We start from the raw sequence: 19,926 nt of genomic DNA on the forward strand, positions 1-19,926 counted from the left end.
GGTAACGCGTAACCGTGTGGGGGACAACGTCACTGAAATCCCGTCATGGTGCACGCGCATCGAAGGGGGAACCGTGAACACCATGAAGACCTGGAAGACCATCGCCACCGGCGTGGCGGCGTTCGCCGTCGTAGGGGGAGCCGCCGGTGGCGCATTCGTCACAGCGCCGATGGATCAGGTGCAGCTGGCCGCGCTCGGCGCGCCGTTGCCGCAGGACCCGCCACCGCCACCGCCGGCCCCGGGAGCGCTGCCGACCGCCGAACAGTTGTCGACCCTGTGCAACCAGGCCACCGACCCGGGCGTCTCCTACACGACCAAGAACAACCTGGTCGAAAACGGCATCAGCCCCGACGAGGGCCACGTTGCCGACCACGATCTGCGAAAGGCCTACCGCAACGGGAACTTTCCGGAGACCTTCGCCGTGACCAACATCGCGCCGGCCGGCCCCAACATGGCCCAGGCCGACGTGGCCATCTCGGGTCCGAAGTTCGCCGGGCCGGTGCAAAAGCACCTGGTGTTCGTCAACCAGGGCGGGAACTGGGTCCTGCAGCACGACGCCGCCATCGCCCTGATCCAGGCCGCGACGGCGACCAACTAGGCGGCCGGTACTCTGGGCGGCCACACAGTCAGCGCATAGGTTGTGCATGTTGTCTTCACATGGCCCGGCCGTAACGTAGCCGTGCCGAGTCGCGAAACAACAGGAGTAGCAGGCGCGTTGACACACGCCAGATGTGTGGGTCGTTTCCAACGATTCGTGCCCGTCGAAGGGGGAACCATGAAAACCGTTAAGTTGCTCGCCACCGGCGTGGCGGCCTTCGCCGTCATCGGGGGCGCGGCCGCCGCCGCGGCGTCCAGCGTGGCGCCGGTGGACCAGGTACGGCTCGCCGCGGTCGGCGCGCCGTCCCCCGCAAGCGGGTGGTACCCCCAGCCGCAGGATCCGGCTCCGGTCGCCGCCGACGTCCCGACCGCCGACCAGCTGACCGGGGTGCTGAACAGCCTGGCCGACCCGAGCGTGCCCTTCGCCAGCAAGAGCAACCTGGTCCAGGGCGGCATCAGCGGGATCGAGGCGCACGTCGCCGACAAGAAGCTGCAGAAGGCGGCCAAGAACGGCGACCTGCCGCTGTCGTTCGACATCACGAACATCCAGCCCTCCGCCGCCGGTACGGCCACCGCCGACGTCGCGGTCTCCGGTCCGAAGCTGACGTCGCCGGTCACCCAGAACATCACGTTCGTCAACCAGGGCGGCTGGGTGCTGTCCCGGGCGTCGGCGATGGAGTTGCTGCAGGCCGCCGGTCAGTGATCGGCGCGCAACGCGCGCAGGTCTGACCCGGCGACGCGGGCGGGGTCGGCCAGGACGTCGATCGAGGCGACCAGGCCGTCGCGCACCACGAAGCCCATGATCGCCGTCGCCCGGCCGGCCACGAAGATCACCGCGCCCGCGGCGCCGTTGACCGTCGCGGCGCGCACCTCGCGGTCCGGACCCGCATAGCCGCGGGCCAGCTTCGCGACGGCGGACGCCCCCTCGGCGCGGAAACCGGCGGTGCCGTGCCCGAAGTCGCCGCGCAGCACCACGTCGGGATTCAGCACCGCCACCAGGCGGTCGAAGTCGCCGCTTCGGCCCGCCGCGAAGAAGGCGTCCACAGCCTCCCGCTGGGCGACCATGTCGCCGTCCGGAGTCGGCTCGGCCTCCTCGATGCGTCGGCGCGCCCGGCTGGCCAGCTTTCGGGTGGCCTCCGGCGTCCGGCCGACGATGGGTGCGATCCGGTCGAACGGCACGGCGAAGACGTCGTGCAGCACGAACGCCAGGCGCTGCTCCGGCGGCAAGGTGTCCAGCACGACGAACAACGCCAGCCCCACCGCGTCGGCCAGCATCGCCCGGCGTTCCGGGTCGAATTCGCCTTCGGTTTCCACGATCGGATCCGGCAGGACCAGGATCGGCTCCTCTCGCCCGCGGGCCCGGCGCTCGCGCAGCATGTTCAGACAGATGCGGGCCACCACGGTGGTCAGCCACGCGTCCAGGTTGGCGATTTCGTCAGCGCCTTCGGCGCCCCGGCCGTTGAGCCGCAGCCACGTTTCCTGCACGGCGTCCTGCGCGTCGTCGATCGAGCCCAGCATGCGGTAGGCGATGGCGCCCAGCTGCGGCCGCACTGCCTCGAACCGCTCGGTCACCGAAGCATCCGCGGTCACGTGCCACCGCCGCCGGTGTCGGGCAGGGCGCAGACCCGGTCGCCGGAAAAGCCGGACGAGCCGATCCCGAGCGCGAGGTTGAACCGGGCGCGCAGGTTCCCCAGCGTGATGACGTGGGTGAGCCCGACGAGTTGGGCGGTGTCGAAATGGGCGCGCAGCGCGTCGAAGAGCTCGTCGCTGACCTCGACCGGGGTCCGGCTGATCGCGGCGGCGTACTCGAGGATCAGCTTGTCGACCTCGGAGAAGCAGGCGGCGTTTCGATAGTCCGCCATCCCGAGCAGTTCCTCATCGGTGATGCCCCACTGGCGGGCGATCTGCGAACCCAGGTCGATGCAGTACTCGCATCGCACGGTCGTCGCCGATTTCAGCTCCGCGAGAGCGCGCTGGCGGGGGCTGAGGATGTCCAGCTTCGACTCGGCCTGCTCGAGCTTGCCGTACGCGTTGAGCAGCCGGGGAATGTGCGCGTACATCCGCAGCGGTTCCAGCATCCCGGCCGTCTGCAGACCGGTCATCTGTGCCAGCTTGCGCTTGGTGAAGAAGAAGGCGACCCTGGCGCCCAGGCCGGCGTCGCGGTCGGAGACCCCTGGCAACCGGGACATGGCATCCTCCTAGCGGGTTGGGGTGTGAACCAACGTCCTCACTAAGTCGACACCGGGCGCCGCACAAACGTGACCGGGCTACCGCGGCGGCCCCGGCGCCATGTCCATGTCGAACACCCGCGCGTGCAGCACGGTGCGGTTCCGCAACGCCGCCCGGACCGCCCGGTGCAGCCCATCCTCGAGATACGTGACGCCCTTCCACCGCACCGCGTGCGGGAACAGGTCGCCGTAGAAGGTCGAGTCCTCCGACAGCAGGCGGTCCAGCGCGAGCACCGTCGTCGTGGTGACCAGTTCGTCGAGCCGGATCTGCTGCGGCGGAATCTGGGCCCAGTCCCGGTAGGACAGCCCGTGCTCGGGATACGGCTTGCCCTCGCGCACGCCCTTGAAGATCATCGGCCGATCTTCCGCGACGCGCTGCCATCACCGGACCGGTTCATGCTGGACAGGCTAGTCGGAGGACGCGGCGTCAGCGTCGAAGCCGCCCGAATCGCGGTGGGCCCCAGGTTCGCCGTCGCCGGGCGCCGGCGAACGGCTGCTGGTAACGGTTGGCATGACTCGGGACCCGTAAAATGGACCGGTCAACGCGGTGCAGGGAGGTGACACGAGTGGGAAGTGCCGACGATCGTCGCTTCGAGGTATTGCGTGCCATCGTCGCCGATTTCGTTGCCACCAAGGAACCAATCGGTTCCAAGAGCCTGGTGGAGCGTCATAACTTGGGCGTCTCGTCCGCGACCATCCGCAACGATATGGCCGTGCTGGAGGCCGAGGGTTACATCACCCAGCCGCACACCAGCTCCGGACGCGTGCCGACGGAGAAGGGCTACCGCGAATTCGTCGATCGCCTCCACGACGTCAAGCCGCTGTCCTCGGCCGAGCGGAGCGCGATCCTGAGCTTCCTCGAGTCCGGTGTCGACCTGGACGACGTGCTGCGCCGGGCGGTACGGCTGCTGGCCCAGCTGACCCGCCAGGTGGCGGTGGTGCAATACCCGACGCTGACGTCGTCCACCGTGCGCCACCTCGAAGTGATCGCGCTGACCCCGGCCCGGCTGCTGATGGTGGTCATCACCGACACGGGCCGCGTGGATCAGCGCATCGTCGAGCTCGGCGACGTGATCGACGACCACCAGCTGTCGCAGCTTCGCGAGATGCTGGGCCAGGCGCTGGTCGGCAAGAAGCTCTCGGCGGCCTCGATCGCGGTGGCCGACCTGGCCGGGCAGCTCCGCGCCCCGGACGGCCTGGGCGACGCCGTCGGCCGCTCGGCGACGGTGTTGCTGGAGTCGCTGGTGGAACACAGCGAAGAACGCTTGCTGATGGGCGGTACCGCCAACCTCACGCGCAACGCCGCCGATTTCGGCGGCTCGCTGCGCTCCATCCTGGAAGCGCTCGAGGAGCAGGTGGTGGTGCTGCGGTTGCTGGCGGCCCAGCAGGAAGCCGGTAAGGTGACGGTGCGCATCGGCCATGAGACGGCCGCCGAGGAGATGGCGGGCACCTCGATGGTGACCACCGCCTACGGCACCTCCGACACCGTCTTCGGCGGGATGGGTGTGCTGGGGCCCACCCGGATGGACTATCCGGGAACTATTGCCAGCGTCGCCGCGGTTGCCCTATACATCGGCGAAGTCCTGGGTGCTCGATGAACGCGCACCCGCAGTATGCGCAGGCGCGGGATAAAGACCAGGTTTAGGAGAGTCAGGCGTGGCACGCGACTATTACGGGCTGCTCGGCGTGAGCAGAAACGCCAGCGACGCGGAGATCAAGCGCGCGTACCGCAAACTGGCGCGCGAACTGCATCCCGACGTCAACCCGGATGAGGCCGCGCAGGCCAAGTTCAAGGAGATCAGCGTCGCCTACGAGGTGCTCAATGACCCCGAGAAGCGGCGCATCGTCGACCTGGGTGGCGATCCGCTGGAGAACGCCGCCGCGGGCGGCGGTTTCGGTGGCGGTTTCGGCGGCCTGGGTGACGTGTTCGAGGCCTTCTTCGGCGGCGGCTTCAGCGGCGGCGCCACCTCCCGCGGTCCCATGGGCCGGGTGCGGCCCGGCTCGGACTCCCTGCTGCGGATGCGCCTCGACCTCGAGGAGTGCGCGACCGGTGTGACCAAGCAGGTCACCGTCGACACAGCGGTGCTGTGCGATCGCTGCCAGGGCAAGGGCACCAACGGCGATTCCGTGCCGGTGCCGTGCGACACGTGCGGCGGCCGCGGCGAGGTCCAGACCGTGCAGCGCTCGCTGCTGGGTCAGGTGATGACCTCGCGCCCGTGTCCCACCTGCCGCGGCGTCGGCGTGGTCATCCCGGATCCCTGCCACCAGTGCATGGGCGACGGCCGGGTCCGGGCCCGCCGCGAGATCAGCGTCAAGATCCCCGCCGGGGTCGGCGACGGCATGCGGGTGCGGCTGGCCGCCCAGGGCGAGGTCGGACCCGGGGGCGGCCCGGCCGGGGACCTGTACGTCGAGGTTCACGAGCAGCCCCACGACGTCTTCGTGCGCGAAGGTGACGACCTGCACTGCACGGTGTCGGTGCCCATGGTCGACGCGGCCCTGGGCGCCACGATCACCGTCGACGCCATCCTGGACGGCCTCAGCGAGGTCACGATTCCGCCGGGCACGCAACCGAATTCGGTCATCACGCTGCGCGGACACGGCATGCCGCACCTGCGCTCGGGCACCCGGGGCGACCTGCACGTCCACGTCGAGGTGGTGGTGCCCAGCCGGCTTGATCACCACGACACCGAACTGCTGCGGGAGTTGAAGAACCGGCGCAGCCGCGACGTGCCCGAGGTCCGCTCGACGCACAGCGGCGGTGGGCTGTTCAGCCGGCTGCGTGAGACCTTCACCGGGCGCTAGTCGCTTCGCAAGGCGCATCGAGTGTGGGGTCTATGGACGATATGAGGCCCGTTTTGCTACCTAGCACCCACGCTCGGCGTCGCGTTCGGTCGGCGGCGTAGGAGAAACCCATGGTCGCGACCCTGTTCTACGTCGACGCACTGCCCGACGTCGGGTCGCTGGCCCTGGTCGAGGGTGACGAGGGGTTCCACGCCGCCACCGTGCGGCGGATCCGTCCGGGCGAACAACTGGTCCTCGGCGACGGGGCCGGCGGTCTGGCGCATTGCGAGGTCGAGCACGCCGGCCGCGACGGGTTGCGGGCCCGGGTGCTGAAGCGCTGGAACGTCGCGCCCGGCCGGCCGCCGGTGACGGTGGTCCAGGCGCTGCCCAAGTCCGAGCGGTCGGAGCTGGCCGTCGAGCTCGCCACCGAAGCCGGCGCCGACGCGTTCCTGGCCTGGCAGGCGGCCCGGTGCGTGGCCGCCTGGCAGGGCCCCCGCGCGGACAAGGGCCTGCGCCGGTGGCGGGCCGTCGCCCGGTCCGCGGCCCGGCAATCCCGACGGGCGCACATCCCGCCCGTCGACGGCGTGCTGTCCACCGCGGCGCTGACCCGGCGGATCCGCGACGACGTGGCCGCCGGGGCGGTGGTGCTGGCGTTACACGAGTCGGCGACCGACCCGCTGGCCCACCTCGACGTCGCCCGTGCGACGTCCCTGGTTCTCGTGGTGGGTCCCGAAGGCGGCATCGCCCCCGACGAGATCACCGCGTTGACCGACGCGGGGGCGCGACCGGTGCGGCTGGGCCCGCAGGTGCTGCGCACCTCGACCGCCGCGGCGGTGGCGCTGGGGGCGCTCGGCGTGCTCACGCCACGCTGGGACGACGCTTCCACCCTCTGATTCCGCGGCTGAAGGCTGGCCAACGCGGGGTCCGGGCGTAGACTTAGGCAGCCGAGCAAACCACCGACAAGCCGAGAAAGCAGGCATCGAGAACCACGTGACGCCCCGCGAGACCAGCGCTGTTGACGCAGCCGGAGGCCTCCAGGCCAACGCCCGAGTACGCAGCAGCATCGATGTTCCGCCCGATGTCGTCGTCGGCTTGTTGGGCTCGGCAGACGAAAACCTCCGCGCGTTGGAACGCAGCCTCAGTGCCGACCTGCACGTGCGTGGCAACGCCGTGACGGTCTCGGGTGCGCCGGCCGACGTCGCGCTCGCCGAGCGGGCGATCTCCGAGCTGGTCGCGATCGTCGCCAACGGGCAGCCGCTGACCCCGGAGGTGGTCCGCCACAGCGTGGCGATGCTGGCCGGCACCGACAACGAGTCACCGGCCGAGGTGCTCACCCTGGACATCCTGTCCCGGCGCGGAAAGACGATCCGGCCCAAGACGCTCAACCAGAAGCGCTACGTCGACGCGATCGACGCCAACACCATCGTCTTCGGGGTCGGCCCGGCCGGCACCGGGAAGACGTATCTGGCGATGGCCAAGGCGGTCAGCGCGCTGCAGACCAAACAGGTCAACCGCATCATCCTGACCCGGCCGGCGGTGGAAGCCGGTGAGCGCCTTGGGTTCCTGCCGGGCACGCTGAGCGAAAAGATCGACCCGTACCTGCGGCCGCTGTACGACGCGCTCTACGACATGATGGATCCAGAGCTGATCCCCAAGCTGATGTCCGCCGGGGTCATCGAGGTGGCGCCGCTGGCGTACATGCGTGGCCGCACGCTGAATTCGGCCTTCATCGTCCTCGACGAGGCGCAGAACACCACGGCCGAGCAGATGAAGATGTTCCTCACCCGGCTGGGGTTCGGCTCCAAGATGGTCATCACCGGGGACATCACCCAGGTGGATCTTCCCGGCGGCGCCAGGTCGGGCCTGCGGTCGGCGATCGAGATTCTGGACAGCGTCGAGGACATCCACATCGCGGAGCTCACCAGCGCGGACGTGGTGCGCCATCGGCTGGTTTCCGAAATCGTGGACGCCTACGCGAAATTCGAGGAGCCCGGGCTGGCGATGAACCGGGCGGCCCGGCGCGCGTCGGGCTCCCGCGGGCGCCGGTGATAGGGCAGTAAGCAGCTATGAGCATCGAGGTATCCAACGAGTCGGGCATCGACGTCTCCGAAACCGAGTTGATCAGCGTGGCACGGTTTGTCATCGCCAAGATGGACGTCAACCCGGCCGCCGAGCTGTCGATGGTGCTGCTGGACACCGCGGCGATGGCCGACCTGCACATGCGCTGGATGGACCTGCCCGGGCCGACGGACGTGATGAGCTTCCCGATGGACGAGCTCGAGCCGGGAGGCCGGCCCGACGCCCCCGAGCCGGGGCCGTCGATGCTGGGCGACATCGTGCTGTGCCCGGAATTCGCCGCCGGGCAGGCCGACGCGGCGGGCCACAGCCTGGGCCACGAGCTGGCGCTGCTGACCATCCACGGCGTGCTTCATCTGCTGGGATACGACCACGGCGAGCCGGACGAGGAAAAGGAAATGTTCGCCCTGCAGGACCGGTTGCTCGAGGAATGGGTTGCCGAGCAGGTCGAGTCCTACCGGCAGGACCGCCAGCTGGAGCGGGACCGCCGGTTGCTGGACAAGTCGAGGTATTTCGACAATTGAGCCGACTTCGAATACTGGGAATCGCGGCCGCGGCCGCCATCACCTTCGCACCGATCACGTTGGTGGCCACCACGATCGGTGCGGCGGAGGCGGCCCCCTGCGCCGGCAACGGGTCGAACCCGGCCAGCTGCAATTGGTGTCAGTATCTCGTGGCGCAGTACCACACCTCCAACGTGTGCTCCCAGGACGCGCCGCCCCGCCGGGCTCAGCCGTCCCCGACCCCGGTGCAGGTCCCCGAGCTCCCGCCGTAGAGCCGGTGCATGCGCCGCCGGTCATCCCCCCGAACCTGCCGCCCCCCAACGCGGTCCCGACGATCAGTCCGCCGGGACCCGACGCGTCGAGGAACGTCTCGGTGGTGGCGCCGCCGCGGGGGCTGGACGTCGCGCCACAGGCCGTCGCGGGGGCCAAGACCGCGGCACCGACGCGCGTCAATCCGGCCGACCCGCCGAAGCCGCCGACGCAGGTCGACTTCAACCAGCGGGTGCAGAACGTGGTCAACACCCACCGGGAGAACGTCGACGTCCTCAAGGTCGACAATCAGCGGCTGATCCGGCCCCGCCACTGGGACTACGTCGACTACGACGACGCCTATCGCCGCCCCGCGCTGTTCAACCCTCTCAAAGAGGGCATGGTCTTCCGCTACTCCTACAACGGCGCCGACCGGGAGGCGTACCTGCCGGCCGGAGCCCGCATCGTGCTGGACGCTGCGACTGTCGGCGTGGTTCCGTTCACCGCGGTCGGTGACAGCTGGGTGGCGGCGGGCAGCTTCTATGGCGGTGGCTCGGTACCGCCGGACGGCTTCAACGGCCCCCCGCCGCCGGACTTCAAGCCGCCGGCGCCGCCCAAGGTGTATCAGAACGTGCTGGTCGCCGTCCCCGCCGCCAACCAGATCGTGGAATTGGGCCAGGTGACGGTGGTGGGGCCCGACACCAGCCAACCGGCGGGCAACCGGGACACCATGTTCATGCTCGACGACTCGACCCTGGCCTGGGGCCAGATCAACGACTCCAGCAGCGCCAACGCCCAGATCAGGGTGACGAAGACCCAGTCGCTGCCCGGCGCGGGGCCGACCGACGACGGCAGCTTCCTGGTGGTGCTGGCCGTCCGCCCGCACGAGGAGCCGCCGCAACCCGCCCAGCCCTGGTGGCCCTCGGCCCTGGGCTACGGGGCGCTGGGGGTGTTCGTCGGCCTCACCGCCTGGGCGCTCAACCGCAAGCGGAGTGACGACGAGGTACGGGAGCCCGTCAGCACGTCAAGGTCCTCCGGCAGTTGACCGGCCTGTCTTGGCTGCTCGGCGCGATGGCGCTGATCGCCATCGGCGGGCTGTTCGCGGCGATCGACGCCGCCATCAGCACGGTGTCGCTGGCCCGGGTCCAGGAGCTGGTGCGCGAGGAGCGACCCGGCGCGGTGTCGCTGGCGGAGGTGATGGCCGAGCGGCCGCGCTACATCAACCTGGTTGTGCTGCTGCGGATCACCTGCGAGGTCACGGCGACCGTGCTGCTGGTGCTGTTCCTGTACGACAACTTCGGGCTGAACTGGGCGTTGTTCGGCGCCGCGGCCACCATGGTGGTGATGAGCTTCGTCGTCATCGGGGTCGGGCCGCGCACCCTCGGCCGCCAGCACGCGTATTCCATCTCGTTGACGACGGCCGTTCCGCTGCGCCTCATTTCGTGGTTGTTGATGCCGTTGAGCCGGTTGCTGGTGGTCCTGGGTAATGCGCTGACGCCCGGCCGCGGCTTGCGCAACGGGCCGTTCGCGTCCGAGATCGAACTGCGCGAGGTCGTCGACCTGGCCCAGCAGCGCGGCGTGGTCGCCGCCGACGAACGCCGGATGATCGAGTCGGTGTTCGAGCTCGGTGATACCCCGGCCCGCGAGGTGATGGTGCCGCGCACCGAGATGATCTGGATCGAAAGTGACAAGCTCGCCAGTCAGGCGCTGAACCTGGCGGTGCGCAGCGGGCATTCCCGCCTGCCCGTGATCGGGGAGAATGTCGACGACATCGTCGGCGTGGTATACCTCAAAGACCTTGTGCAGCAAAGCTTTTTGTCGGGTGACGGCGGCCGGGGCATCACCGTGGCGCAGGTGATGCGCCCGGCGGTCTTCGTACCGGACTCCAAGCCGCTGGACACGCTGCTGCGCGAAATGCAGCGGGACCGCAACCACATGGCCCTCCTGGTCGACGAGTACGGCGCGATAGCCGGCCTGGTGAGCATCGAAGACGTGTTGGAGGAGATCGTCGGCGAGATCGCCGACGAGTACGACCAGGCGGAGACGGCGCCGATAGAAGACCTGGGCGACAAACGTTTCCGCGTCTCGGCGCGGCTGCCGATCGAGGACCTCGGCGAGCTGTACGACGTGGACTTCGACGACGATCTCGACGTCGATACCGTCGGCGGTCTGCTCGCCCTGGAGCTGGGCCGGGTGCCCCTGCCGGGCGCCGAGGTGGTCTCGCACGGTTTGCGGCTGCAGGCCGAGGGCGGCACCGACCACCGCGGGCGGGTGCGGGTCGGGACCGTCCTGTTGAGCCCGGCCGAGCCGGAGTCCAACGGCTCCCGTGAACCCGGGGCGGACGAGCATGGCTGAGCGGCGGGGTGGGGTGACATGACCGAATTCCATTCGGGCTTCGTCTGTTTGGTCGGCAGGCCCAACACCGGCAAGTCGACATTGACCAACGCGCTCGTCGGCACCAAGGTGGCGATCACCTCGACGCGGCCGCAGACCACCCGGCACACCATCCGCGGAATCGTCCACCGCGACGACTTCCAGATCATCCTCGTCGACACGCCCGGCCTGCACCGGCCGCGCACCCTGCTGGGCAAGCGGCTCAACGACCTCGTGCGCGACACCTACGCCGAAGTCGACGTCATCGGGTTGTGCATCCCGGCCGACGAGGCGATCGGTCCGGGGGACAGGTGGATCGTCGACCAAATCCGTTCGACCGCAGCGAAAACGACGCTGGTGGCCATCGTCACCAAGATCGACAAGGTGCCCAGGGACCGGGTGGCCGCCCAGTTGGTCGCGGTCAGTGAACTCGTCGGCGACTCGGCCGAGATCGTGCCCGTCTCTGCGACGACCGGGACGCAGGTAGACGTCCTGATCGACGTGCTGGCGGCGGCGCTGCCCGTCGGTCCGGCGTATTACCCCGACGGTGAGCTGACCGACGAACCCGAGGAGGTGCTGATGGCGGAGCTCATCCGCGAGGCAGCCCTGGAGGGGGTCCGCGACGAGCTGCCGCACTCGTTGGCGGTGGTCATCGACGAGGTCAGCCCGCGGGAGGACCGTGACGATCTGATCGACGTGCACGCGCTGCTCTACGTCGAGCGCGACAGCCAAAAGGGCATCATCATCGGCAAGGGCGGCGCCCGGCTGCGGGAGGTGGGTACTGCCGCGCGCGGCCAGATCGAAAAGCTGCTCGGCACCAAGGTGTACCTCGACCTGCGCGTCAAGGTCGCCAAGAATTGGCAGAGCGACCCCAAACAGCTTGGTCGGCTGGGCTTCTAGACCGCCAGGACAAGGTCTTTTCACTGTCCGGTTCGGTCCTCGGCAAGGCCATGGGGGCGGCCAACCGCGTGCTGCCCGACAGCGTCAAAGCCGTTGGCAACCGCGTGATGTCGCGGCCGCGCGCCGGCTGATCAGAGTCAGGGTCACACCAGCACCCGGATGGTCCGCAGCGACGGATCCGCCGCGTCGGGGACGTTCATCCCGGCCCGCACACCGGAACACAGGTAATCCAGCACGGCGTCGTTGAGGCGCTCGCCGGGCACCACGGCGGGAATCCCCGGCGGATACGGGGTGCATTGCTCGGCGGCGACGCGACCGGCGGCCCGGTCGGTCGGCACGGTCTCGACGCGCCCGAAGAACGCGTCGCGCGGCAGGCAGACCGTCTCCAGCTGCAGTTGCTCGGGTGACGGTAGGTCGATGGGCGGTGGCGGGTCGAATCCGTCGGCGGCCTTGCGCCAGTCCGTGAGCGCGTCGACGAGGCGGCCGGCGGTGTCGTAGTCGTCGGCCATGGACAGCGTCGCCAGAATGCGGCGGTGATCGCTCATCCCGGTGTCCAGGTGTGCGTGCTCGCGCAGCCAGTCATGGGCCTGATAACCCGAGGTGCCCGTCGCGGACACGTCCATCAACACCTGCAGCCGATCCAGGTCATGCGAGGCCTGCACGCCGAGCAACTCGTCGTCGAGCACCTTCACGTCGGGGATGGCTTCGATGTCGCGACGCAGCTGACGGGCGAGATCCAATGCACCGCCCAGCAATTCGTGCCCGCGCTGCACCATCTGGCGGCGCCAGCCGTCCATGGCGGCGTACACCAGGACGTTGGGGCTGGTGGTCATCAGCAGGTCCGCGCACGCCGAGAGCCGGTCCTGGTCGATCCGGTCGCCCTGCACGTGGAACGCGGAACCCTGCTCGAAACCTGCTCCCATCTTGTGAATGCTGACCACGCAGACGTCCGCACCGGCGTCCATCGCCCACGTCGGCAGGTCCTCGTGGAACGGCAGGTGCGCGCCCCACGCCTCGTCGATGATCAACGGCTTGCCGCGCGCGTGGCACACCTCGGCGATCCCGGCGATGTCGGCACACGTGCCGTACGGGCTGGGGCTCACGACGAGCGCGCCGGCGGCATCGGGGTGCTTCTCCCAGGCCTCCTGCACCTGCTGCGGCGACGGTGGGTGCGAGAAATGATGCTCGGCGTCCCAGCGGGGGGTGATCCACCGGGGTTGCACGCCGGAGAAGATCAGCCCCGCCACTATCGACTTGTGGCTGTCGCGGCTGACCAGCAGGCTGCCGTCGCCGCCGGCCACGGCCATCATCGCCGCCTTGACCGACAGCGAGCTGCCGCAGGTGGAGAACCAGGCGACGTCGGCGCCCACGGCCTGGGCCATCAGGTCCTCGGCGTGCTTCAGGTATTGGTGGCTGGTCCTGCGGTCGTCCAGCCCGCCGCTGGCCAGCACGTCGTCGGCGAACGGCTCGCGGCCCAGGACCGCCAGGACCCGTTCATCGGTGCCGCGGCCCTGCCGGTGACCGGGCGGGGTGAACCCGTACCGGTTCTTCTCGCGGTAATCGACCAGCGCATCTAACAGCGGTGCATCAGATTGGTCCATCGGCTCGGAATACCCGCCTTGATGGGCGCTATGCGACCGTGGCCTCGAGCGACCCGTGTTCGCTGCACCGCTCCAGATCGTCGGATCGGTGCACCGCGGTCAATTACCCGGTGTGGTCTTCGGCAACCCAAGCCGCTCAAGCGAAGTCGACACCAGGCAGCGCACCGGTCGACGTTTCACCTCCGCGCCGGCGGTGCGCCCGCCACCGGCGGCGTGCCCGTTTCGGCGTTCCACCACATCGTGGGCTGCCTGGTCGACCATCCGCACACCGCCTCCAGCTCGGCGGCCAGCGAGATCAGCATGCCTTCGCTGTTGGCGGGCCCCATCAACTGCACGCCGATCGGCAGCCCCTCGGAGGTGAATCCGGCCGGCACGTTGATCGACGGCCACCCCAGCACGTTCCACGCGAACGTGGCCGGGCACGCGGCGATCATGGCCCGATCGGTGCCGAAGCTGCCCAACCGGTCGAACGCGCGCGCCAGCGGCGGCGGTTGGGCCGTGGTCGGGGCCAGGACGACGTCGACGATGTCGAAGATCGAACCCACCCGCCGCTGGAGGGCGGCTTCATGCCGGCGCGCGGTCCGCAGGATGGCCTGGCCCAGGACATGGCCCACGCGCAGGTTCGCCAGCGTGCGGGGGTCGAGGATCACGCCGTCGCCCAGTCGCTCCTCCCAATCCCGCAGGCCGGCGGTGGACCGCGCGAGGAAGTCCCACGACAGCCGCAGGCCGTAGTCGGGATTTCCGGGCACCACCGTGTGGCCGAGCAGCTCGAGCTGCGTGGCCACGGCTCGCGTCGCGGCCAGGATCTCGGGATGCAGCTTGGGCCGAAAACCGGTGTAGGGGAACCGCGTTGACAGCGCGATGTTCAGCGGGCCGGGCGCGATACCGACATAGTCGGACGCGGTGATCGGGGCGGGCTTGTGCCGGTCGCCCTCGACGTTGCCCGACGCCGCGTCGAGCACCAACGCCGCGTCGGCCACCGTGCGGGCCAGCACGCCGTTGACCGTGATGCCGTTGAACGCGTCCGGCAGCGGCCAGGTGGAGATGCGGCCACGCTGCGGTTTGATGCCGACCAGGTGCGTCCACGCGGCGGGGACGCGAATGCTGCCGGCGCCGTCGGAGCCGATCGCGGCGGTGACCAGCCCCGCGGCCACCGCGGCCGCGCTGCCCCCCGACGAGCCGCCCGGGGTGTGCCGGCGTGACCAGGGGTTACGGGTGTGCCCGAATCCGGGTCCGCTGGTGAACGGCCACTGACCCAGTTCGCAGGTGTTGGTCTTGCCGACGATCACCGCGCCCGCCGCCTTCAGGCGGCGAACGACCTCGGCGTCGTGGGTGGCGGGCGGGACATATCCCTCGGTGCCGAACGCGGTCGGCACCCCGGCAACGTCGACGTCGTCCTTGACCGCGATCGGGATGCCCAGCAACGGCGCCGTGTCCCCGGCCTCGCGGCGACGGTCGGCCGCCGCCGCGTCGGCCAGTGCCGACTCGGTGAGCACCACGCGGAAGGCGTTCAGCGTCGGCTGGCTCGCGTGGATGGCGTGCAGGGACCGGCGCACCAGTGTGACGGAGGTCACCGAGCGACTCGCCAGCTGATAGAGCAGGTCAGTCAGTGTGGGCAGGCGCTGGCCACCGGATCCGAAAACGGACCCGGCACTCGACTCGGAAGCGCCAATCACGGGGTACGAGACTAATCGGCGCGGATACCAGCATTGTCGCGGCGGGGTGCAAAACTATTGTGATGCGGCTGTATCGAGACCGGGCGGTGGTGTTGCGTCAACACAAGCTCGGCGAGGCCGACCGGATCGTCACCCTGCTCACCCGCGATCACGGGCTGGTTCGGGCGGTGGCAAAGGGGGTCCGTCGCACCCGCAGCAAATTCGGGGCGCGGCTGGAACCGTTCGCGCACATCGACGCGCAACTGCATCCCGGCCGCAACCTCGACATCGTCACCCAGGTTGTCTCGATCGACGCGTTCGCCACCGACATCGTCAGCGACTACGGCCGCTATACCTGCGGGTGCGCGATGCTGGAAACCGCCGAACGCCTCGCCGGTGAGGAGCGGGCCCCCGCCCCGGCCCTGCACCGGCTCACGGTGAGCGCGTTGCGGGCGGTGGCCGACGGCCGCCGGTCCCGGGACCTGCTGCTGGACGCCTATCTGCTGCGCGCCATGGGCATCGCCGGATGGGCGCCGGCGCTGACCGAGTGCGCGCGGTGCGCCACCCCGGGGCCGCATCGCGCGTTCCATGTCGGCGCCGGGGGCAGCGTCTGCGCACACTGCCGTCCGGCCGGTTCGACGACACCGCCGCCGGGCGTGCTGGATCTGATGTCCGCGCTGCACGACGGCGATTGGGAGTTCGCCGACAAGACCCCGCAATCGCACCGCAGCTACGTCAGCGGGCTGGTGGCCGCGCACCTGCAATGGCACCTGGAACGGCAGCTCAAGACGCTGCCACTGGTGGAGCGGACGTATCATGTCGACCGCGCCATCGCGCAGCGGCGTGCCGCGCTGGTCGAGCAGGATCTGGACTGTGGCTAGCAAGGCCGAGCGCAAGCTGGCGTCCATCGTCTTCCCGCAGCTGCCGCCCGCCCCCGACGACTACCCGACCTTCCCCGACAAGTCGACCTGGCCGGTCGTCTTCCCCGAACTGCCTTCATCCGCCGACGGTGGCCCGTGCCGCCCACCGCAACACATCTCGAAGGCCGCCGCTCCCCGGATCCCGGCCGACCGCTTGCCCAACCATGTGGCGATCGTGATGGACGGCAACGGCCGCTGGGCCACCCAACAGGGATTGAGCCGCACCGACGGCCACCGGGCAGGCGAGGCGGTGGTCATCGACATCGTCTGTGGCGCAATCGAAATCGGGGTCAAGTGGCTGAGCCTTTACGCATTCTCCACGGAGAACTGGAAGCGGTCGCCCGAGGAGGTCCGCTTTCTCATGGGCTTCAACCGCGATGTGGTGCGTATGCGCCGCGTGAACCTCAACGCGATCGGGGTCAAGATCCGCTGGGTGGGCTCGCGTCCACGGCTGTGGCGCAGTGTTATCAATGAATTGGCGATCGCGGAAGAGATGACGAAGGGCAACGACGTCATCACCGTCAACTACTGTGTCAACTACGGGGGGCGCGCCGAAATCGCGGATGCTACAAAGGAAATCGCGCGCTTGGCCGCCGCCGGCCGGCTGAACCCGGAGCGCATCACCGAGGCGACGGTGGCACAGCATCTGCAACGGCCCGACATCCCCGACGTGGACCTGTTCCTGCGGACGTCGGGGGAGCAGCGGTCCAGCAACTTCATGCTGTGGCAGGCGGCGTACGCCGAGTACATCTTCCAGGACAAGCTGTGGCCCGACTACGACCGCCGCGACTTGTGGGCGGCGTGCGAGGAATACGCTTCGCGCAACAGAAGATTCGGGAGCGCCTAGTGGGGACCGGAAGCGCGGCGGAGCCGGGCGCACCGGGTCCTCACGGGGATGATTCAGTGGGGACCGGAAGCGCGGCGGAGCCGGGCGCACCGGGTCCTCACGGGGATGATCCGATGCCGTCGTTGCAGGAGCGGCTGGCGTCGGTGCTCGGCGAAGTCCTTCCGGTCGAGGAGGAGTCCGACGGCGCGCTGACGGTGCGCCACGCCGGGACCATCGCGTCGTTGCGGGTGGTCCACATCGTCGACGACCTCGACCTCGTCTCGCTCACCCAGGTCGTGGCGTGGGATCTGCCCCTGACCAAGAAGATCAGCGACCAGGTCGCCGGGCAGGCCCGTGACAGCAACTTCGGCAGCGTCACGCTCGTGGAGAAGGTCAACGCGAAGGCGGTGCAACGCAACTCGGGCAAGGGCGCGGCCAAGAGTGCCGACGTGATGCTGCGGTACAACTTTCCCGGCGCCGGCCTGACCGACGACGCGCTGCGCACCCTGATCCTGCTGGTGCTCGATACGGGCGCCGGGATCCGCAGCGCGCTGACGGCCTGACGGTTCACGGCCGCGAACGTGAAACTGGTTTCACGTTCGGCCGCGATCGTGAAGCCAGCTTCACGGCCGGCGGGTTATTGGCAGTCCTTGCAGGTGCCGAAGATCTCGATGGTGTGGCTGACGTCGGAATAGCCGTGTTTGGCCGCGACCTGCGCCGCCCACTCCTCGACCTCGTGGTCGCCGACTTCGATGGTGGAACCGCAGCCGCGGCAGACCAGGTGATGATGGTGGTGTTCGGAGCACCTACGGTAGACCGACTCGCCGGTGTCGGTGCGCAGCGTGTCGACCATGCCGGCCGCCGCCATCGACTGCAGCGTCCGGTAGACCGTGGTCAACCCGATGTTCTCGCCGCGGCGGCGCAGCTCGTCGTGCAACTCCTGTGCCGAGCGGAAGTCGTCGAGGGTGTCCATCAGGGTGGCGATCGCCGCCCGCTGACGGGTCGACCGGACGCTCGCGCCTGTCATTGGGCGTCCTCACTCGCGTGGGCGACCGCGTCCACGACGATGTGCGCCAGGTGATGGTCGGCCAGCCGGTAGAGCACCTCGCGGCCGGAGCGCTCGCCGGTGACGACGCCGGCGGCCTTGAGGATCTTCAGGTGCTGGCTGACCAGTGGCTGCGGGACGCCGAGCGCGTCGACCAGCTCGTGCACGCAGCGGTGGGATTCACGCAGCTGCAGCACGATGGCGATCCGCACCGGAGCTGCCAGCGCGCGCAGGAGTTCGCCGGCCGCGTCCAGGATCTCCCGCGACGGCGGGACGGGATAGTCGGCCAGCGCGCGATGTCCGCCGGGCCCGGCGTCGCCGTGCTCCTGGGCGACCGCGGTCATGGCCGGTCCCATGCCGCTACCGGCGGTGGCCGGCATCGGGGAAGGCGGGGAGGGGGACATCGCCATGGGAGAGAGTCATCACCTTCGAGAAGTGCCAGGTAGTGGGGAGGTCCCGCCGTGAGGTCTCGCGGACGGCCGACTTCCACTGTCACATGCATGATGACGCATGTCAAAGACCCCGGCGCCGATCGCTACCATGACTGATGCTCTGCGCACGGCGGCCGGCCGCCGCGCGCGCCCGTTCAAACCCGGAAAGGGAGTGCACCACCCCGTGGCGTCCGTCATCGACACCGTAGTGAACCTGGCCAAACGGCGCGGCTTCGTCTTTCCCTCGGGTGAGATCTACGGCGGCACCCGGTCGGCGTGGGACTACGGGCCGCTGGGTGTGGAGCTCAAGGAGAACATCAAACGGCAGTGGTGGCGCTCCGTGGTGACCGGGCGCGACGACGTGGTGGGGCTCGATTCGTCGATCATCCTGCCGCGGCAGGTGTGGGTGGCCTCCGGCCACGTCGAGGTCTTCCACGATCCGCTGGTCGAGTGCCTCAACTGCCACCACCGGCACCGCCAGGACCACATGCAGGAGGCGTACGCGGCGAAGAAGGGGATCGACGACCCCGACTCGGTGCCGATGACCGAGATCGTCTGCCCGGACTGCGGCACCAAGGGGCGCTGGACCGAGCCCCGCGAGTTCAACATGATGCTCAAGACCTACCTGGGGCCCATCGAGACCGAGGAGGGGCTGCACTACCTGCGTCCGGAGACCGCGCAGGGCATCTTCGTCAACTTCGCCAACGTCGCCACCACCGCGCGAAAGAAGCCGCCATTCGGTATCGGCCAGATCGGCAAGAGTTTCCGCAACGAGATCACGCCGGGCAATTTCATTTTCCGGACCCGCGAGTTCGAACAAATGGAAATGGAGTTCTTCGTCGAGCCGTCGACCGCCAAGGAATGGCACCAGTATTGGATTGACACCCGGCTGCAATGGTATGTCGAGCTGGGCATCAACCCGGAGAATCTGCGGTTATTCGAGCACCCGGCGGAGAAGCTTTCGCACTACTCCGACCGCACCGTCGACATCGAGTACAAGTTCGGCTTCGCCGGCAACCCGTGGGGCGAGCTGGAAGGCGTGGCCAATCGGACCGATTTCGACTTGTCCACCCACGCAAAGCATTCCGGAGCCGACCTGTCGTACTACGACCAGGTGACCGATACGCGGTACACCCCGTACGTCATCGAACCCGCCGCCGGTCTCACCCGGTCGTTCATGGCGTTTCTGATCGATGCCTACACCGAGGACGAGGCGCCCAACGCCAAGGGCGTCATGGAGAAGCGCACGGTCCTGCGCCTGGACCCGCGGCTGGCGCCGGTCAAGGCCGCGGTGCTGCCGCTGTCCCGGCACGCCGACCTGAGTCCCAAGGCGCGCGACTTGGCCGCAGAGTTGCGCACCTGCTGGAACATCGATTTCGACGACGCCGGCGCGATCGGGCGACGCTACCGGCGCCAGGACGAGGTGGGGACGCCGTTCTGTGTGACGGTGGACTTCGATTCGCTCGAAGACAACGCCGTCACCGTGCGCCGGCGCGATGAGATGACGCAGGAGCGAGTCGCGATGAACGCCGTGGCCGACTATCTGGCCGCGCGGCTCAAGGGCTGCTGACCGGTTCCGGCGGCGCCCCGCCGGCGTCCTGAATCGCCTGGTGGACAGGCCCCCACACCCCTGCGCCGCGTAATTAAACGTTTCGTAAAAAAGCGGCTTCGGGTACCCGATTGCCTTAAGCTCTTAAGGCGATGTTCCTCACCTGTCTAGTCGCCGGGGGTGGGTGTCGAT

At 69.1% G+C, this 19,926-nt stretch carries 20 protein-coding genes and 1 pseudogene; 14 read left to right on the plus strand and 7 right to left on the minus strand.

The genetic code is table 11. The annotated features are described in order from the left end of the window. Window positions 1-82 precede the first annotated feature (82 nt). Both C1737_RS02265 and C1737_RS02270 read left to right on the plus strand, forming a co-directional pair. Complete coding sequence (locus C1737_RS02265; RefSeq protein ID WP_068094130.1) at window positions 83-598, plus strand: hypothetical protein; 516 nt, start codon at window positions 83-85, stop codon at window positions 596-598. Between the two features lie 177 nt (window positions 599-775). Then, window positions 776-1,300, plus strand: a complete 525-nt coding sequence (locus C1737_RS02270) for a hypothetical protein (RefSeq protein ID WP_067918920.1) — start codon at window positions 776-778, stop codon at window positions 1,298-1,300. Here the strand turns inward: C1737_RS02270 and C1737_RS02275 are convergent. The 3 genes from C1737_RS02275 to C1737_RS02285 form a co-directional block, all read right to left on the minus strand. After that, a complete protein-coding gene (locus C1737_RS02275; protein ID WP_102417107.1) occupies window positions 1,294-2,187 on the minus strand; it encodes a sigma-70 family RNA polymerase sigma factor in 894 nt (297 codons plus the stop codon). The two genes, C1737_RS02270 and C1737_RS02275, sit on opposite strands and share 7 nt — an antisense overlap. Then, window positions 2,184-2,786, minus strand: coding sequence for a carboxymuconolactone decarboxylase family protein (locus C1737_RS02280; protein ID WP_102417108.1), 603 nt, complete (start codon window positions 2,784-2,786; stop codon window positions 2,184-2,186). Before C1737_RS02280 ends, C1737_RS02275 begins: the two co-directional genes overlap by 4 nt. Window positions 2,787-2,864: 78 nt before the next feature. Next, window positions 2,865-3,179, minus strand: coding sequence for a type II toxin-antitoxin system VapB family antitoxin (locus C1737_RS02285; protein ID WP_067918923.1), 315 nt, complete (start codon window positions 3,177-3,179; stop codon window positions 2,865-2,867). A gap of 212 nt (window positions 3,180-3,391) precedes the next feature. Here C1737_RS02285 and hrcA point away from each other — a divergent pair, with 212 nt between their 5' ends. The 8 genes and pseudogenes from hrcA (at window position 3,392) to era (ending at window position 11,707) form a co-directional block, all read left to right on the plus strand. Continuing rightward, window positions 3,392-4,423 (plus strand): heat-inducible transcriptional repressor HrcA, encoded by a 1,032-nt coding sequence (gene hrcA / locus C1737_RS02290; RefSeq protein ID WP_068053640.1) that lies wholly within the window; start codon window positions 3,392-3,394, stop codon window positions 4,421-4,423. A gap of 58 nt (window positions 4,424-4,481) precedes the next feature. Continuing rightward, window positions 4,482-5,627: a molecular chaperone DnaJ gene (gene dnaJ / locus C1737_RS02295; RefSeq protein WP_102417109.1), complete on the plus strand. Its 1,146-nt coding sequence runs from the start codon at window positions 4,482-4,484 to the stop codon at window positions 5,625-5,627. Between the two features lie 110 nt (window positions 5,628-5,737). Continuing rightward, complete coding sequence (locus C1737_RS02300; RefSeq protein WP_102417110.1) at window positions 5,738-6,499, plus strand: 16S rRNA (uracil(1498)-N(3))-methyltransferase; 762 nt, start codon at window positions 5,738-5,740, stop codon at window positions 6,497-6,499. A gap of 97 nt (window positions 6,500-6,596) precedes the next feature. After that, entirely contained in the window at window positions 6,597-7,655 is a 1,059-nt protein-coding gene (locus C1737_RS02305; protein WP_067924354.1) for a PhoH family protein, read from the plus strand. Between the two features lie 17 nt (window positions 7,656-7,672). After that, the gene (gene ybeY / locus C1737_RS02310) at window positions 7,673-8,206 is read left to right on the plus strand and encodes an rRNA maturation RNase YbeY (protein WP_067924357.1); all 534 of its coding nucleotides are present in this window, start codon (window positions 7,673-7,675) and stop codon (window positions 8,204-8,206) included. Continuing rightward, window positions 8,203-9,479: pseudogene (locus tag C1737_RS02315) on the plus strand (hypothetical protein). The gene ybeY and the pseudogene C1737_RS02315 overlap by 4 nt, the downstream one beginning before the upstream one ends. Further along, entirely contained in the window at window positions 9,476-10,789 is a 1,314-nt protein-coding gene (locus C1737_RS02320) for a hemolysin family protein (protein WP_067924366.1), read from the plus strand. Before C1737_RS02315 ends, C1737_RS02320 begins: the two are co-directional and overlap by 4 nt. Window positions 10,790-10,807: 18 nt before the next feature. Beyond that, a complete protein-coding gene (gene era / locus C1737_RS02325; RefSeq protein ID WP_102417111.1) occupies window positions 10,808-11,707 on the plus strand; it encodes a GTPase Era in 900 nt (299 codons plus the stop codon). A 143-nt stretch (window positions 11,708-11,850) separates the two neighbouring features. Here the strand turns inward: era and C1737_RS02335 are convergent, their stop codons facing one another. Beyond that, window positions 11,851-13,308 carry an aminotransferase class I/II-fold pyridoxal phosphate-dependent enzyme gene (locus C1737_RS02335; RefSeq protein ID WP_102417112.1) on the minus strand — a complete coding sequence of 486 codons (1,458 nt, stop codon included), beginning with the start codon at window positions 13,306-13,308 and terminating at the stop codon, window positions 11,851-11,853. A 176-nt stretch (window positions 13,309-13,484) separates the two neighbouring features. Beyond that, window positions 13,485-14,984 (minus strand): amidase, encoded by a 1,500-nt coding sequence (locus tag C1737_RS02340; protein WP_102417113.1) that lies wholly within the window; start codon window positions 14,982-14,984, stop codon window positions 13,485-13,487. A 62-nt stretch (window positions 14,985-15,046) separates the two neighbouring features. On the opposite strand from C1737_RS02340, the gene recO reads away from it, so the two are divergent. From recO to C1737_RS02355, 3 genes are all read left to right on the plus strand, one after another. After that, entirely contained in the window at window positions 15,047-15,844 is a 798-nt protein-coding gene (recO, locus tag C1737_RS02345) for a DNA repair protein RecO (RefSeq protein ID WP_067917152.1), read from the plus strand. Then, window positions 15,837-16,730, plus strand: coding sequence for a decaprenyl diphosphate synthase (locus C1737_RS02350; protein ID WP_067917150.1), 894 nt, complete (start codon window positions 15,837-15,839; stop codon window positions 16,728-16,730). The genes recO and C1737_RS02350 overlap by 8 nt, the downstream gene beginning before the upstream one ends. Window positions 16,731-16,843: 113 nt before the next feature. After that, window positions 16,844-17,272 (plus strand): hypothetical protein, encoded by a 429-nt coding sequence (locus C1737_RS02355; RefSeq protein WP_102417114.1) that lies wholly within the window; start codon window positions 16,844-16,846, stop codon window positions 17,270-17,272. Window positions 17,273-17,346: 74 nt separating this feature from the next. Here the strand turns inward: C1737_RS02355 and C1737_RS02360 are convergent, their stop codons facing one another. Together C1737_RS02360 and C1737_RS02365 are read right to left on the minus strand one after the other, a co-directional pair. Next, window positions 17,347-17,736, minus strand: coding sequence for a Fur family transcriptional regulator (locus tag C1737_RS02360; RefSeq protein ID WP_067917156.1), 390 nt, complete (start codon window positions 17,734-17,736; stop codon window positions 17,347-17,349). Further along, entirely contained in the window at window positions 17,733-18,110 is a 378-nt protein-coding gene (locus tag C1737_RS02365; RefSeq protein WP_369807510.1) for an ArsR/SmtB family transcription factor, read from the minus strand. Before C1737_RS02365 ends, C1737_RS02360 begins: the two co-directional genes overlap by 4 nt. 247 nt (window positions 18,111-18,357) lie before the next feature. On the opposite strand from C1737_RS02365, the gene C1737_RS02370 reads away from it, so the two are divergent. After that, on the plus strand, window positions 18,358-19,755 hold the full coding sequence (locus C1737_RS02370; RefSeq protein ID WP_199182796.1) for a glycine--tRNA ligase: 1,398 nt from the start codon (window positions 18,358-18,360) through the stop codon (window positions 19,753-19,755). Window positions 19,756-19,926 lie beyond the last annotated feature (171 nt).

The sequence above is a fragment of the Mycobacterium sp. 4858 genome (assembly GCF_900240975.1).
GTDB lineage: Bacteria > Actinomycetota > Actinomycetes > Mycobacteriales > Mycobacteriaceae > Mycobacterium.